Source organism: Bacillus mycoides (genome assembly GCF_018742245.1).
In the GTDB taxonomy this organism is placed as follows: domain Bacteria; phylum Bacillota; class Bacilli; order Bacillales; family Bacillaceae_G; genus Bacillus_A; species Bacillus_A cereus_U.
On the sequence record NZ_CP036132.1, the window covers coordinates 213,821 to 229,161 of the forward strand.

Sequence of the window (15,341 nt, forward strand, 5' to 3'; positions counted from 1 at the left end):
AATGAAGGAAGCAGGGGGGAGAAAATGGGTAAAGCATATAAAAAGATAGCTATTACGATTATGACCGGGGCGCTTTCGCTTGCAATGTTTGGGTGCGAATCAGAAAAGAAGGTGACAAATACAAACGTAGCACAAGAAAATAAGGAAGAACAAATTGATCCATTAGTTGAAAAACAGATGAAAGAAAATGAGAAAAATGGGAATGCGGTTGGAAATAGTTCTAACAAAGGAAAAATGGCAGAGAGTAATGGATGGATTTACTATGCGGTAAATGGTGATAAAAATACAGGAGGCATTTATCGTACGAAGGATCAATTTCAAACATCAGAGCTTGTAGTAAAAGGCGTGAATGCTTCTTACATAAATATAAAAAACAAATCTTTATATTTTATTCATACGGATGAAGATAGAAATGCGGGATTATCTTCTTTAATGAAGTATGATATATCTTCTAAAAAGCTGGATACGTTAAAAGCAGATACAAAGTATGTTTATATAAAAGACCAAACGTTATTTTACCCGAAAAAGTATTCTGAACATGGTGGTTTTGATATTGTAGGGATTGTAAAAATGGATTTGAAAACAGGACAAGAAGAGGAAGCTGCATTTAAAAACTCTGGCTGGTCCAGGACGATAGACGATAGTATTCTACATTGGAATAAAAATCGTGGAACACAAGTGACAAAAGACAGTCAAACTTGGTCAAAAGAAAAGTATGCAACAATATCTAGTGCGACTTATAATAATGAAAAATTATACGCTGTTGTTGATTTTTCGTTACCTTTTGAAGCGAATCAAGCTGAACATGGTATATATGAGATAGACACTCAACAAAATAATGAAAAGTTATTGGTAAAGGATGCCTTGCAGATGAATGTGAAAGGTGATACTTTTTATTATTTGAAAAATGATGGAGTGTATAAGAAGAAAATTAATGGTGGAAATGAAAAGGTAATTTATAATAAAGCAATAGAGCCGACTAAATCCTATTTATATTTTGTAGCAGGAGATATGTATCTCTATACGGATAATGGAACTATTCTGAATCTGGATACGAAGAAATCAAACGAAGCAAAAGATAAGAAGTTAGCGGATGATGTTATGTTAAAGAAAGTATTGAATGCGCAAAAGGAACTTACTAATATTCAAATAGCGGCACTAACAGGAAGCCCAAAACGAATGGGGAATTTCTCATATGGAGAATTAGTGAATCCTACTTATAATACGAAGGCTGCTTTAGAGACTACACTATCTACGTACTTTTCAAAACAATTTATAGCAGAATACATGAAGAGTGAGTATATTAAAGAATTAAATGGAACGATGCATTATGTTATTGGAGATCCAGGGGCGAAAGCGGGGACTAAATATACAAAAATTCTTTCAGCTCAGTTAAAGGACGGAAAGATAGAAGCGCAGGTAGAAACATATAACGATTATGATAATGTAACGGAAGAAGTAGAAGTAGAATTTATTTATGAAAATAATCAATGGGTTGTTAATAAAATGCCACGTTTCGATTTAGGTTAAAAAAAACACCGAGCATCTCGCTTGGTGTTTTTATTATGACTCTAATTTTTTCGCACGTCTTAATAATAAAAGAAAGACAATTATAATGAACCCAATTATAAGGAAGAACCCATATTGTTTTATATAATCAATTATGTCCTTCGCACTTGTTGGCTTTTCAGCGTGAATGCCGTCTTTATTAGTAGTAATATGAATATCTTTCATTTTTACTTCATTCGTTTCTTTTTGTAAATCAATCCACTCTATGTTTGGAATATTTTCTAGTTCGTTTAATACTTCTTTTAATGGTGTAACGCCCAAGTAAGGATGATAAAATGCACCGATAATTCCATCGGATAATTTTTCGACAGATAAAGCACGTTCTTTCATTTTTGCTATAGCTTGTGGCTTATCTTCTTCAATAAAGCCAACAGTTTCAGGAATTAATTTCATCCCATGTAAAAATGACGGTGTACTTATATAAGCCGGTGAGTGCATTGATTTCCAAGTTGTATCGTTTAGTTGTAGTTGTCCTACATAAGTTGAAAAATATTGTGATAGTATTTCATATCCTTTTTGAGACATTGTATAGTGAGGAGCTTCAAAGGCAACTGGATATAATTTCGCTCCTACAAGCTCTGTAATCCCTTTTTCAATATGATCTTTAGTATATTTTTCTTCGAAGGCTTTTCCTTTTTCTATGTATTTATTGTAGTCTTCTGTAGACTGAAAATCTTCTTTTGTCTTTGGTTTTTCATGGTTTGGTTGGCGAATTGGTTGATCTGTTTTTACATCCCAAAATTCAAAACCTTCACCAGTTTCACTATCATAAAACTGATGAGTGTAACCATGCATAACGATAGAACCGCCGTTATCTTGCATAAAGCGTAAAACATTGACTAATTCAGAGTTATCCTTTAAATGTACTGTTTTTCCTGTGTTGGGATCTTTGTAAACAGGGATAACGGTAATCATATAAGGAAGTTTTTTCTCTTTTAGTAATTCAGCAATTTCTTTTAATTGCTTTACATCTACAGCTGGGTGAACGTCTTCAAGACGTAAATAAGCTGAAGTTTTATTTGTCATAGGCTTTTGTTCGAAGTAAGAAAATAGCATTTCACCGACGTAATGAGACATCCAATCAAAAAGGTTTGGAGTTGCGACATAATAGGATGTTCCTTGCTGAACGATTAACGGATGAGTTCCATCAGTACTCAAGGCGTAAGCAAGAGTTGTTCCTTTTGTTTCAACTTTCTTCATTAAGCGTTCTTCATGTAATTCATTTTTTAACTGGTTAGTCGGATATTCTATAGTGTGAATTCGTATATCGGTTTCTTTCGAGGTAATGAAAGAAAAACGATTAGATAATTGTTTAACATTTTGTCCTAAAACTAATACTGGACCTGAGAAGTTTTCTAGAAATTGTTTTACTTCAGTAGAAAAATCTTCTTTTTTCTCTCCGATATAAACAATATGTGTATAAGAAGATGAGTTAGTGGTTTCATTTACCTCGTTTAAACTTTTTACTGTTATATCTTTTGTAAAGTGCCCTAACTGAGTATTAAGGATTTGTACATTGTTTGTAATTTTGTTGTCTTCTGTACTATACAAAATAAGTACTTTTGGCTTGGATGATGTTTGCGCAGATGTGTGTATAGGAATGAGTAGTAAAATACTAAAAAAGAGTAGTAGGAATTTTTTCATTTATATATGCTCCTAGTCTATATAGAATTCAATTTACAATTATATACAATAAATAAGTTGTAGTCCATGTAAGTTACATTTTTGCACGTATTTACCAACTGTTTTTTCGCAAAATCGGTCTAAAGCATGATGAAAATATGTATAGTTATTTGCTATGATGGAAGAGTAAGAGAACGATAGAGTGTAGGTAATTGTAAAGGGAAGGCTGAAAGGGGACAAATTTCAGCGGAGAAAGAGGTAGAGGTAGTGAAGAAATTCTTTGTAGGATTTTTAGTTGTTCTTGGAGTGTATTTATATTTCCAAGGAAAGTCTGAAGGAATGGATAAACTAATGAATGAGACAAGCTATGTTGATTCAGAGGAAGCAAAACAGATGAAACAAATTATTATAGAGGAAGCAAAGAAAGTAAACCTTCCAGAATGGATACCTCTTACAATTGCCGAACATGAAAGTAGGTTAAATCCAAGAAGTGTTGGAGATAACGGAACTTCATTCGGATTGTTTCAATTACACCGCGGTGGTGGGCTTGCACCAGAGCATTTAACTGATGAAGAGTTGAAAGATCCGCGTACAAATGCGCAAATTGCAATGCCGCATTTAATGAAAGGATATAAGCGCGGGGTGCAAAAAGGTTTGACTGATTTTGCATTACTGAAATATATAGCGAATACATCTGGATGGCCAGGGAATTTAGGACCAGAGTGGACGGATAACAATATGAAGTATAATATCGGATTAGAGGATGTATACTATCGAAATAAAGGTGTAATTAAAGAGTAGGTTTTCTATACCTACTCTGTTTTTTTATGAATAATTTCATCCTTTTCTCTCGTGAAATACTGCACTAGTTGTATTTTCACATCTTCTAGTTTTGTAGAAACTTGCGGTATTTTATATCCTACATACAACGGTGAAACGACAAACCTAGGAACAACTTTACAAATGATTTTTCCATTTAGGTGATAGAAGAATAAGTTATAACTACTACACCCTTTGTGGAAATCTGTCAGTATGTAACGTACGGTTTGCTGAATATAATTGGCCATTTCATCTATAAATGCAATATCTTCAATGATGATATTAAATTCAGTAAAGCCGATAATAGGACGCTCTGAAATGTTGAGTTCAATGCGTTCATTTTTTTGAACAATTACCCCTTGGAAATTTGCTTCATCAATATTTTTAAGATAGTCTACATGTTTCATTCCGATAATTTGCATATGTGCATGGTGCAAACTCCCACCTGAAAACGGACCATGATTTTTGTATAAAATTACAGATGAAAAGTCTTCGTTTTCCTGTAAATTTAACCAATGTTGAATAGAGAAATGAATTAGTTTTCGCATATGTTCTTCTGTATATGTTGCGATATGGTCTTCGCAATTATCTGTTTCGATTAGCACGGTTTGAAAGGTATCCTTTAATGTAGGGAATTTATTTTTTAACCAAATAATAGAGCCCTCAGTTGCTAAAATATCCGTTAAATTTTCTCTGTCACAAAAAGGACATGTAGTGCTTCTGTTCCGAATACTTTCTGGTTTTTGTTTACCGATATCGTTTAAAAAATATAGTTGTTGTGTATCCATTTGTATATATGCCCCTTTAAAATATATGTAAAAATCCCGCTTAATACATTCGGGAAAAGGAGAAGGAAATCCTTTAAAGGGAATAGGGAAAAATAAAAGACAAGATATCCTCATTGCAATAGGGTACCTTGTCTTTTATTTTTTCTTTAATAGTGTGTATGGATAATATAGAGCATTTTCATCTTGTTTCTTTTTTCTATTTTTTATTGTGTATAAGGCAATTGCTGTACTTGCGATTACAATAATGGCTTTCTTCATATTCATATACCCCTTTTTATTGTTGGTTTAATTCTTGGCTAACTGCTTTTGCATCGATTAAAGCGTGTAAAACCATTTTCACCATGTTCATCATATTCCTTCACTCCTTTTTATAGTTCGTTTAGTTCTTTTACAACTGCTTGTCCGTTCACTAATACCTCAAAGATCGCTTTTACGAGTTCTTTCATCATGATTGTTTCCTCCTTGTTTTTGTCTCTCTTGTTTATATCTTTATTGTATAGGGAGGCATCTTTTCGTACTATCGCTTTCCATTACGTGAACATAACAGTTTTGTAAGATTGGATGTCACTTATTGAAATGTTTAGTCTATCTTCATTATTTTCAGAAAAATGACTATTCAAACATGAAATGGGAAAGTATAATAAAGAAGTAAGTATTAAATTCCGTACGAAAGGGGTGAATGAGATGAAACGTTCTTTAGCTGCGCGTGCCAAATTTTTAGATTATATCTATTTTTGTCGTGCGATTTTTCATGATGTAGTTGTTAACGGGATACGTATGCCCTTTTTTAACAATTGCATAGTAGCTATTGAACGATAGAAGTCTCTTCACCCATTTTTGATAAACGTGTGAAAAGGGAGCTATTTGGCTTCCTTTTTCTATGCCAAAAACCATGGGGAATGTTTCTTTCCCATGGTTTTTTATATTGAAAGGAGTACGGAAAATGACAATTTGTAGTGTAAATAATGTAAAGAAATCTTTTGGTGGAAACATCATATTTGAAAATATATCGCTTGAAATAAAGAATGGAGAACGTATTGGATTAGTTGGTCGTAACGGTAGTGGGAAGACAACTATCTTTCAGCTTCTAACAGGAATGGAGAGTTTGGATGCAGGAGCCATTCATATGAAGAAAGGTACATGCATCGGTCATGTAGCACAAATTCCAAAATTCAATAATGAAATGAATGTATATGATGTATTAAGCTCCGCTTTTAAAAAGGAAAAAGAGTTGGAGATAGAAATGCATGCTTTAGAAAAAAATATGGCGGAAGAACAGGAATCATCTGCTTTACAAAAATTGATGGAGAGATACGGAGTAATTCAAGAAAGGTACGCGTTTCTCGGTGGTTATGAAATAGAGGCGAATATTATGAAGGTAGCAAATGGTCTACAGGTGACGGAACTATTTCCTCGATCATTTATGGAGTTAAGTGGTGGAGAACAAACAAAAGTAAGCCTTGCGTATATGCTATTGCAGAAACCAGATTTACTTTTGTTAGATGAACCAACAAATCATTTGGACTTATTTGCAGTCGAGTGGTTAGAACAATTTCTAAAAGAGTATACAGGAACAGTTATGGTCATTTCGCATGATCGCTATTTCCTTGATGAAGTTGTAACGAAAATTTTTGATTTAGAAGATGGAGAAATTCACGTATATCATACGAACTATTCACAGTTTGTTGAGGAAAAGGAAGAAAGGTTGCTTCAAGAATTTCAAGCGTATCAAGAACAGCAAAAGAAAATAAAGAAAATGAAAGAAGCAATTAAGCGTCTACGTGAATGGGCAAATCAAGCGAATCCGCCGAATGAAGGATTGCATAAGAGAGCCAGAAATATGGAACGTGCATTAGAGCGCATAGAGAAACTAAAGAGACCCATTTTGGATAGAAAACAGATGGGACTTCAGTTTGAAGGGCAAGAGAGAAGCGGAAAAGATGTTGTTGTAATGAAAGAAGTGAGTAAAGGATTTGCTGAACGACCTTTATTTGAGAAAGCAAATTTGCATATTCGTTTTCAGGAGCGCGCAGCTATCGTTGGACGTAATGGTACAGGAAAGACTACGTTATTAAAACTACTACTAGAAGAAATGCAGCAAGATGCTGGTGAAATTCGGATTGGTAGTAGTGTGAAAATCGGTTATTTATCGCAACATGCGTACGGGAATATGAAGAACAATGTATTGGAAGCTTTCAGAGATTGTGTAGCTGTAACAGAGGGAGAAGCAAGACATATATTAGCGCGATTTTTATTTTATGGTCCAGCTGTTTTTAAGAAAGTAACGCAACTTAGCGGTGGAGAGAAAATGAGGCTAAGACTCGCGCAACTTATGTATCAAGATGTTAACTTTCTTATTTTAGATGAACCGACGAATCATCTTGATATTGAATCAAGGGAAGTTTTAGAGGAAGCCCTTGAACAATATAACGGGACGATTTTAGCTGTTTCACATGATCGTTATTTCTTAAATAAATTGTTTGAAAAGACATATTGGATTGATGAGCACAAATTATTTGAGTTTGCAGGGAACTATGCATGGGCTCGTCAAAAGTGGGAAGAAAGAATTGAGAAACAAGTAGCAAAACAGAAGCAGCAACAGCAACAGCAAGGGAATAGAGCGTTAGAAGTAATGCCTATAAAAAAGAAGAAGGCTAGGAATTTAGAGGAAGTTGAAAGCGAGTTAGTGCATATAGAAGAAGATATATATGCACTTGAATGTAAAATGGAACATGTAGTTGATGTTGAAATGCTTGAACAATTGTATGAAGAAAAAACGAAAAAAGAGTTTTTACGAGCGGAGTTATATAATGAGTTAGAGAATATTGTGGGGTAAAGAAAATAGAATGGAAGAGCAAGTTGTTTTCTCATGTTTTGAGGGAGGGCTTGTTCTTTTTTCTATAAGGAAAGAGGAAAAATTGGTATAATTTTCTTGTTGATGCGATAACGAGACGAACTTTAGGTTATTAAAATGTGAGGAGAATTTTATGTTAGGATACGCGCGGATTGCTACAATCGTTATGATTTGTTTCGTTTACGCAAATCATGTTTCACGTGAAACAGCAAATTTACAAATTTTTGTCGGTATTGCACTTTTCATTTATATTGTGAATCATATTTTACTTGTAAAAGCAAAAGAGAGTAGGAAACTCATTTTTTATACCTTGCTCGCAAACGGTATTGTCACAGCATTATTAGGATTTTTATTTCCCGAGACATGTTTGTATTTAATTATATTTGGAATTGATGCGGTAGGATTATTTATTCATGATTGGCGTAAAAGTATGACTTATTTTTTCATCGCTTTTTTCTTTCTTTGTTGGTTTATAAATATAATGCATACGTACCAACATACAGGGAGTTTGGAATTGGAGAGTAATGCAATTAACTTTATGTTTATCATTTTTAGTGCTTTAGCTGGAAACTTAATAAAAAAACTTACAGCTGCTAGGCAAATGGTAGATGAGCAATATGGGGAATTAGCATTATCTCATACAGCTTTAAAAGAAGCACATGAACAATTACGGCTATATGCTAAAGAGGTGGAAGAATTGACAGCTGTTCGGGAACGGAATGATATTGCCCGAGAAATTCATGATACCGTCGGTCACAATATGACTGCTTTACTTGTTCAGTTGCAACTGGCAGAGGCTTTATGGAAACAAAAATTGGACGCTACGGAAGAGGTTTTACATACATGTCATGGGTTAGCTAGAAAATCACTTCAAGAAGTAAGAGCTTCTGTGCATGCCTTAAAAGAAGAAAGTAAACTAGGGAATATAATAGAGAATATGCGAGAAATGTTACATGGATATTCTAAAGCGACGAAAGTACAAGTATCTTTTCAATTACAAGGGGATCCGGTTGTGATTCCGTTGTCACTACAGCCTACGTTGCTTCGTATTATGCAAGAGTCTTTAACGAATGCAAAACGTCACGGGAAAGCCAGTTTATGTGAAGTAAGTTTAGTTTGCTCAGTGGAACAGGTTAAGTTATGTATTTCCGATAATGGTATGGGAGCCAATGAAGTAAGCCCTGGGTTTGGGCTGCTTAATATGAAAGAACGTGTGGAGGAGCATGGTGGAAGCATTCAATTTGAGAGTGAAATAGAAAAAGGTTTTCGCCTGAAAATCGAATTCCCACTGCGAGAAAAAACATGGATAATAGGGGGAGCGTTATGATTCGAATTATGATTGTTGATGATCAATCACTGATTCGTGATGGATTGGCAATGATATTAAATTTACGTCCGGAACTGGAAGTGGTAGGGACGGCTAGTGATGGGGATGAAGTCGTACAAAAGGTGAAACAATTACAGCCTGAAATTATTTTGATGGATATTCGGATGCCTCGTATGAATGGTGTTGAAGGAACTCGTTTAGTTAGAGAACAGTTTCCTCATATAAAGGTTCTTATGTTAACGACTTTTAGTGATAGTGAGCTTATTTTTGGAGCATTAGAGCAAGGAGCGAGCGGATATTTATTGAAGGACATGGAGACGGATGTAATCGTTCAAGCCATTTTAACGGTACACGGTGGAGGTGCTGTGCTTCCTCAAGATATAACAGCGCAAATTGTAAAGGAATTAAAAAAGACAAAAGTAGCAGTAGAGTGCCCCCTGCCAAAACAACTAGAACAATTAACTGAGCGTGAAGTGGGTGTTTTAAGGGAAATTGGGCTTGGTTTAAATAATAAAGAGATTGCTGAAAAGTTATTCATTACAGAGGGAACTGTAAAGAATCATGTTTCTAATTTGATTAGTAAGCTAGAACTGAGAGATCGAACACAAGCAGCAATATACGCAGTAAGGTATGGTATTACGACATACACATGACTTTTGGCATATATAAGTATGAAAAAGCAGCGGAATTTGCTGCTTTTTTATTTTGTATTTCTATCTCAAGGGTGATGGAGAGAAGAAGATATTTTTCTACAATGAAAGTATAGATGAATGCAAAGGGGCTGAATCAATATGTTAGTCATAGATCATATTACGAAATCATTTGGCAAGAAGGAAATCGTAAAGAATGTTTCTTTTGAAGTGAAAAAAGGTGAAACATTTGGATTGCTTGGACCAAACGGAGCGGGGAAATCAACGACGATATCAATGATTTGTGGGTTAATTCCATACGATAGTGGTGATATAAAAGTTGGTGGGAAATCTGTAAAAGAGTATCCATTAGAAGCGAAAAAGAAAATCGGTATTGTCCCGCAAGACATTGCGCTGTATCCGACACTTTCAGCGAAGGAAAATTTGATTTTTTGGGGAAAGATGTACGGTTTAAATGGGAAAGTTGCAAAAGAGCGAGCAGAGGAAGTGTTAGCTTACGTCGGTTTACAGGATCGGGGAAAAGATAAAATTGAAACATTTTCAGGTGGAATGAAAAGGCGTATTAATATTGGTGCAGCACTTATGCACGAACCAGAGTTATTAATTATGGATGAACCGACAGTCGGGATTGATCCGCAATCGAGAAATCATATTTTAGAGACTGTTAAAAAGTTAAATGAAAAAGGTATGACGGTCATTTATACGAGTCATTACATGGAAGAAGTTGAGTATTTATGTGAGCGAATTGCCATCGTTGATCATGGAAAGGTAATTGCACTAGGAACGAAAAGAGAGTTATGTAATCGTCTGACAGATGGGTTTATAGTGAAATTACAATTAAATCGCTATAGTACGGAACTGCTACAAAAGTTGAAAGCACTACCTGTTGTTGAGCGGATTATTTTTGACGAAGATACTAGCACAATTGACATTGGACTAAATGGTGGCGAGGCAATTGGTACAGTTGTTTCCGTAGTTGTTGAGAACAACGCTCAAATTTTAAAACTGGAAGTACAAGAACCGAATTTAGAGGCACTCTTTTTACAATTAACAGGACGTTCACTGCGTGATTAAGGAGGTTAGTGTGAGATGAAAAGTTTCATTATTGCATGGAAAGATTTGAAAATCCGTTTAATTGATCGCCGCGGCTTTATGATGATGTTAATTATGCCGCTTTTATTAACAGCGATTTTAGGTTCAGCGTTAAGTAATGTATTTGATAGTGGTGGACTACCGAAAACAGTAATTGGCTATTATCAAGAGGGAACGGATGAGTTTGCAGATGTCTTTCAAAAAGATGTATTGCAATCTAAAGAAATAAAAGATGATGTGAAAGTAAAGGTAGTTAACTCTCGGGAAGAGCTTGAAGATATGTTAAAGGAAAAGAAAATAGATGTAGGAATTGTTATCCCAAATAAATGGAGCGAACAAGTGCAAGATGGGAAATTAAAAGAACCAACGGTACTTATAGACCCATCAAAAGATATACAAGCAAAAATTGCCGAGTCAATGATCCGCTCTTTTTCGGAACGTGTTCAAACAGTCGCAGTATCTACTAAAAGTGTTGTAACAGAATTAGCAAAATCTCAGCATGGTGATCTAGCACAAGTTGCAAAAGAAGTAAGTGGAAGCCTACAGACGATAGCAACTGCAAGTGTGGATAACATCCAAAAAGGAACGATAGGTAAAAAAACAGTTGTAGCCATGCAATATTATGCAGCAGCAATGTTAGTCATGTTTTTACTATATAACATAACAGTAGGTGCAAAGTCAGTTGTAACAGAGCAACGAACTGAAACGTTGGCGCGTTTGTTCAGTACACCGACGAGCTCATTTTCAATTTTATTTGGGAAGTTTTTAGGTACATTACTATTTGCCTGTGTACAACTTGGAATATTTATAGTTGCTACACACTTTATGTTTCATGTGGAATGGGGCGAAGACGTGTCTCAAATAGTAGTGTTGGGGATTTCTTATGCAATTTGTGTTTCTGGTTTATCCATGTTAATTGCAGCCTTTATTCGTGAGGAAAAAACAGCAGATTTAATGGGGGGAATCGGTATTCAAATACTAGCTATATTAGGGGGATCAATGTTACCGATTTACGTATTTCCCGATACACTTCAAACAGTTGCGAATATTGCTCCGAATAAATGGGCACTTACGAGCTTCTTAAATATTATGTCGGGAACATCTTGGGATGTGCTATTCCCTGTCATTTTAAGTTTATGTAGTGCAGGAATTATCTCCGTTATGATTGGAACGTTACGTTTACGTACGAGATAGGAGGGGAAATGATGAAGAAGGTTTGGGCGCTTTGTTGGCTAGAGTTAAAACAAATTTTAATTAAGCCACAAAGTTATATACTCATGTTTGGAATGCCTATTATTTTCACACTCATTTTCGGTGGACTTTTAGGCGGAAGTGGGAATGAGAAAGTAAATGTTAGTTTAGTAGATAAAGATGGTTCTGTATTATCTGGCAAGTATTATGAGGAAATAAAGAAAAGCGATTTAATTTCTATAGAAAAGGTAATGTATAGGGAAGGGACACAGAGGATCGAAGACAAGAAATCATCTGGTATAATCATCATTCCGAAAGATTTTCAAAAGAGTATGCTAGATGGAAAAGTAGAAAATATTCAATTTCAAGCCAGTGCTGATTTTACGGGTGGAACTTCTGTAGAGCAAGTATTAGCAAGTGCATTAAAAAAGATGGAGATAGAAGTTAGTGCAGCAAGAGATTTTGAGAAGAAAAGTAACACTTCGTGGGAAACGATGTATGAAACAATTTATACAAAAATAGATCCTGTTTCGATTCAAAAAGAATCGATTTTACACGATGATCAAAAGTTAAATAACGTTACAGGGCGAGCTACAGGTTTTTCAATTCTATTCGTCATGATTGTCATGTTAAGTGCGACGGGAACTATTTTGAAAGCTAGACAACTTGGTGTTTGGTCTCGTTTATTAGGGGCACCAGTTTCAAAAATTCAAATACTAGCAGGATATATCCTTTCCTTCTTTTTAATAGGGTGGATTCAATTTGGTGTTTTAATGATATTAACGCATTTATTATTTGATGTGCAGTGGGGAAATTTATTAGGGGTTATTACACTCGTTTCAGTATTACTATTAGCGGTTATTGGTCTAGCTTTATTATTGGCAAGTATCGTGAAAACAGCAGAACAGCAGTCCGCACTAGGGAATATCGTTGTAATTTCAACGTGTATGATTAGTGGTCTTTATTGGCCAATTGAAATTGAGCCTTCATGGATGCAAGCGGCTTCAAATTTTGTTCCGCAAACGTGGGCGATGCGTGGCTTTACTGAGTTAATTGTAAGGGGAGGTACATTAGCAGATATAGGAGGATATATTGGTATACTCATTTTATTTGCGGGAGTATTTTTCGTAATTGGTTTAATAAGAATACGTTATGACTGAAAAAAGAAAGCAGAGTTCACAGCTTTACGCGCTGAACTCTGCTTTCTTTTTGTGTGGCATCTTCTCTCGTTGAAATTATAATAGCGATCCCGAGCATAATAAAAAAAGCTAAAAAGAGGACGAACTTTGGGAAGAAAGGGAATAGTAATAACGCCCCGACTATCATGAGTGTCAATAATACATAGTGCAGGACATATTGGAATAGGTTGTCCATATTTTCGCCCCCTTTTTGGTAGTTAATTGTTATTATTCTATGCGTGGCTATTAGGTAATAGAAGGTGTTTTTTGTTTTTTTGAGAGAAAACAATTAGCAAGGATTGACATGACTATTGGAAAGGAATAATCTTAAAATTAATTCGCACTATTTTTATAGGTAAAATAAAGATAGTTACAGAAAGGGGCGTTATGTTACCTCTTAATTAAAAAACAGGAAAGTAAAGGTGAGAATTATGCGAAAGGCTTTGAAAGGGTTACTTGCTACATTCCTTAGTACATCGGTTTTATTAGCAGGATGTGCTAAGGAAGAGAAAAGTACAAATGAAGCAGTAAAGATGCCGAAAGTAAAAGATGAGTTTATTAAGGCGAGTGACAAAGCAAAAAGTCCAGCAAAGGCAAAAGAAAGAAAAGATACCTTTGTAGTGGGAATGCCGAGCCCTGGCGGGATATTCCTTCCGCATTTTATGGAAAATGGGTGGGATGGTAATATAACACAAGCTATCTTTGCTCCTCTCGTTGGATTGGATAAGGAGGGGAAACCAATCCCAATTCTAGCGAAGAGGTGGGATATTTCGGAGGATCAGCTTACATATATGTTTCATTTGAACGATGATGTAAAGTTTAGTGATGGTTCACCGTTAACAGCGGATGATGTAGCATTTACATTAACGTTACTGCATGATCCAACTTATAGTGGTGCAACGGACATAAGTCAAACAGCAATAAAGGGGGGACAAGCATATAAAGAAGAAAAGGCTACATCTATTGAGGGGATTCAAGTCATCGATCCGAAAACAATTACGATTACAACTGAAAAGGTAAATGCCCAAACATTATCGTTAATTGGTGGAGAAGTTATATCAAAAGCTTATTACGGTAAAGAATATAAGCAAGGAAATTTAGAGTATTTAAAAGAGTTATACGGAAAACCGATGGGAGCAGGAGCTTATAAACTAGATAAATATATTCCAGGTCAAGAAGTTCGTTTTGTAGCAAATGAAAATTATTTTGAAGGTAAATCGAAGATTGAGTACTTTATTTATAAAATTACAAAAGGTGATACGAATTTGCAACAATTTCAAGCGGGAGAAGTAGATTATGATGGCTTCACGACAAATGCGGAAACGATTGAGCAATTAAAAGATCTAGGTTTCGCTAATATTAATGTGTATACAGGAAGTTCTTACGGCTATATTAAAATGAATTATAAGAAGCCCTACTTTAAAGATAAACGTGTACGCCAAGCGTTTATTTACGGATTAGAGCGCCAAAAAGTAATTGATACGTATTTCCAAGGTTATGCTTCACTTGTTAATGTACCAATTACACCAGTTTCGTGGGCGTATACAGAAGAAGGAATCAATAAATACGAATATAATTTAGAAAAAGCGAAGAAATTGCTCGATGAAGCTGGCTGGAAAGCTGGTTCAGATGGAATTCGTGAAAAAGATGGCCAAAAATTGAAGGTAAGTTATTTTGCCTCTTCTGCAAGTAAAATCAATGATGTGATGATTCCCGTTATGAAAGAGGATTATAAAAAAATTGGGGTAGATTTCAACCCTGAATACATGGACTTTAATACGATGATTTCCAAGGTAATTAAAGGAGATTATGATTTAGCAATGGTCTCCACACCGATGATTGATGATCCGAGCGGAACAATTGAGGAGTTTGTTTCGACAAGTAAGCGTAATTATGATGGATATCATAATCCGAAAGTAGATGAATTAGCTAAGCAGGCATTAGAAACATTGGATATTGAAAAACGAAAAGAAATCTATAAAAAACTATATCAAGAGTTAAGTGAGGATCCACCTGTTATTTTCTTAAACAATAGTAAAGTCGTTTCTGCTCACAACGCACGAATTCAAGGATTACAAGAAGATAACTATAATGGTATATTGTTAAGTTTACCTAAATTGAATATTGCTCAATAATTTTTGGAGAACTCTCAAAATATTTATATAGAAATAATTGACAAAATATACTGAAAGATATAAGCTGATAACCATAAAGTCTACCGGAAAAGTCGGAATAAGATTGTTACCCCTC

14 protein-coding genes are annotated in these 15,341 nt (G+C 35.1%); 10 read left to right on the forward strand and 4 right to left on the reverse strand.

Going from position 1 to position 15,341, the window contains the following annotated elements:
• Positions 1-24 precede the first annotated feature (24 nt).
• Complete coding sequence (locus tag EXW56_RS01215; protein ID WP_002202017.1) at positions 25-1,530, forward strand: DL-endopeptidase inhibitor IseA family protein; 1,506 nt, start codon at positions 25-27, stop codon at positions 1,528-1,530.
• Positions 1,531-1,563: 33 nt separating this feature from the next.
• Here the strand turns inward: EXW56_RS01215 and EXW56_RS01220 are convergent, their stop codons facing one another.
• Entirely contained in the window at positions 1,564-3,213 is a 1,650-nt protein-coding gene (locus EXW56_RS01220; protein ID WP_002202016.1) for a DUF2334 domain-containing protein, read from the reverse strand.
• Between the two features lie 246 nt (positions 3,214-3,459).
• Here EXW56_RS01220 and EXW56_RS01225 point away from each other — a divergent pair, with 246 nt between their 5' ends.
• On the forward strand, positions 3,460-3,993 hold the full coding sequence (locus EXW56_RS01225) for a transglycosylase SLT domain-containing protein (RefSeq protein WP_002202015.1): 534 nt from the start codon (positions 3,460-3,462) through the stop codon (positions 3,991-3,993).
• 11 nt (positions 3,994-4,004) lie between these two features.
• On the opposite strand, the gene EXW56_RS01230 is transcribed toward EXW56_RS01225, so the two are convergent.
• Positions 4,005-4,799, reverse strand: a complete 795-nt coding sequence (locus EXW56_RS01230) for a DUF4931 domain-containing protein (RefSeq protein ID WP_033716795.1) — start codon at positions 4,797-4,799, stop codon at positions 4,005-4,007.
• A gap of 135 nt (positions 4,800-4,934) precedes the next feature.
• Complete coding sequence (locus EXW56_RS01235) at positions 4,935-5,063, reverse strand: hypothetical protein (RefSeq protein ID WP_002113401.1); 129 nt, start codon at positions 5,061-5,063, stop codon at positions 4,935-4,937.
• A gap of 420 nt (positions 5,064-5,483) precedes the next feature.
• Between EXW56_RS01235 and EXW56_RS01240 the strand changes: the two genes are divergently transcribed.
• From EXW56_RS01240 to EXW56_RS01270, 7 genes are all read left to right on the forward strand, one after another.
• Positions 5,484-5,618, forward strand: a complete 135-nt coding sequence (locus tag EXW56_RS01240) for an RAxF-45 family protein (protein WP_079999070.1) — start codon at positions 5,484-5,486, stop codon at positions 5,616-5,618.
• 124 nt (positions 5,619-5,742) lie between these two features.
• Positions 5,743-7,635: a ribosomal protection-like ABC-F family protein gene (gene abc-f / locus EXW56_RS01245; protein WP_215597127.1), complete on the forward strand. Its 1,893-nt coding sequence runs from the start codon at positions 5,743-5,745 to the stop codon at positions 7,633-7,635.
• 151 nt (positions 7,636-7,786) lie between these two features.
• Positions 7,787-8,980 carry a sensor histidine kinase gene (locus tag EXW56_RS01250; protein WP_215597128.1) on the forward strand — a complete coding sequence of 398 codons (1,194 nt, stop codon included), beginning with the start codon at positions 7,787-7,789 and terminating at the stop codon, positions 8,978-8,980.
• Positions 8,977-9,633, forward strand: a complete 657-nt coding sequence (locus tag EXW56_RS01255) for a response regulator (RefSeq protein WP_002202011.1) — start codon at positions 8,977-8,979, stop codon at positions 9,631-9,633. Before EXW56_RS01250 ends, EXW56_RS01255 begins: the two co-directional genes overlap by 4 nt.
• Before the next feature lie 138 nt (positions 9,634-9,771).
• Entirely contained in the window at positions 9,772-10,704 is a 933-nt protein-coding gene (locus EXW56_RS01260; protein ID WP_002202010.1) for an ABC transporter ATP-binding protein, read from the forward strand.
• A gap of 15 nt (positions 10,705-10,719) precedes the next feature.
• Positions 10,720-11,916, forward strand: coding sequence for an ABC transporter permease (locus EXW56_RS01265; protein WP_002202009.1), 1,197 nt, complete (start codon positions 10,720-10,722; stop codon positions 11,914-11,916).
• An 11-nt stretch (positions 11,917-11,927) separates the two neighbouring features.
• A complete protein-coding gene (locus EXW56_RS01270; RefSeq protein ID WP_215597129.1) occupies positions 11,928-13,073 on the forward strand; it encodes an ABC transporter permease in 1,146 nt (381 codons plus the stop codon).
• Positions 13,074-13,089: 16 nt separating this feature from the next.
• On the opposite strand, the gene EXW56_RS01275 is transcribed toward EXW56_RS01270, so the two are convergent.
• Complete coding sequence (locus EXW56_RS01275; protein WP_000369263.1) at positions 13,090-13,287, reverse strand: hypothetical protein; 198 nt, start codon at positions 13,285-13,287, stop codon at positions 13,090-13,092.
• A gap of 235 nt (positions 13,288-13,522) precedes the next feature.
• On the opposite strand from EXW56_RS01275, the gene EXW56_RS01280 reads away from it, so the two are divergent.
• Positions 13,523-15,226: an ABC transporter substrate-binding protein gene (locus EXW56_RS01280; protein WP_215597130.1), complete on the forward strand. Its 1,704-nt coding sequence runs from the start codon at positions 13,523-13,525 to the stop codon at positions 15,224-15,226.
• Positions 15,227-15,341: the final 115 nt, after the last annotated feature.

What these genes read in the sequence shown, in the direction of transcription:
- EXW56_RS01265 (WP_002202009.1), top strand. Translation starts at nt 10,720, where the DNA reads ATGAAAAGTTTCATTATTGCATGGAAAGATTTGAAAATCCGTTTAATT.
- EXW56_RS01260 (WP_002202010.1), top strand. Translation starts at nt 9,772, where the DNA reads ATGTTAGTCATAGATCATATTACGAAATCATTTGGCAAGAAGGAAATC.
- EXW56_RS01215 (WP_002202017.1), top strand. Translation starts at nt 25, where the DNA reads ATGGGTAAAGCATATAAAAAGATAGCTATTACGATTATGACCGGGGCG.
- EXW56_RS01220 (WP_002202016.1), bottom strand. Translation starts at nt 3,213, where the DNA reads ATGAAAAAATTCCTACTACTCTTTTTTAGTATTTTACTACTCATTCCT.
- EXW56_RS01255 (WP_002202011.1), top strand. Translation starts at nt 8,977, where the DNA reads ATGATTCGAATTATGATTGTTGATGATCAATCACTGATTCGTGATGGA.
- EXW56_RS01275 (WP_000369263.1), bottom strand. Translation starts at nt 13,287, where the DNA reads ATGGACAACCTATTCCAATATGTCCTGCACTATGTATTATTGACACTC.
- EXW56_RS01240 (WP_079999070.1), top strand. Translation starts at nt 5,484, where the DNA reads ATGAAACGTTCTTTAGCTGCGCGTGCCAAATTTTTAGATTATATCTAT.
- EXW56_RS01270 (WP_215597129.1), top strand. Translation starts at nt 11,928, where the DNA reads ATGAAGAAGGTTTGGGCGCTTTGTTGGCTAGAGTTAAAACAAATTTTA.
- EXW56_RS01230 (WP_033716795.1), bottom strand. Translation starts at nt 4,799, where the DNA reads ATGGATACACAACAACTATATTTTTTAAACGATATCGGTAAACAAAAA.
- EXW56_RS01235 (WP_002113401.1), bottom strand. Translation starts at nt 5,063, where the DNA reads ATGAATATGAAGAAAGCCATTATTGTAATCGCAAGTACAGCAATTGCC.
- EXW56_RS01280 (WP_215597130.1), top strand. Translation starts at nt 13,523, where the DNA reads ATGCGAAAGGCTTTGAAAGGGTTACTTGCTACATTCCTTAGTACATCG.
- EXW56_RS01250 (WP_215597128.1), top strand. Translation starts at nt 7,787, where the DNA reads ATGTTAGGATACGCGCGGATTGCTACAATCGTTATGATTTGTTTCGTT.
- abc-f (WP_215597127.1), top strand. Translation starts at nt 5,743, where the DNA reads ATGACAATTTGTAGTGTAAATAATGTAAAGAAATCTTTTGGTGGAAAC.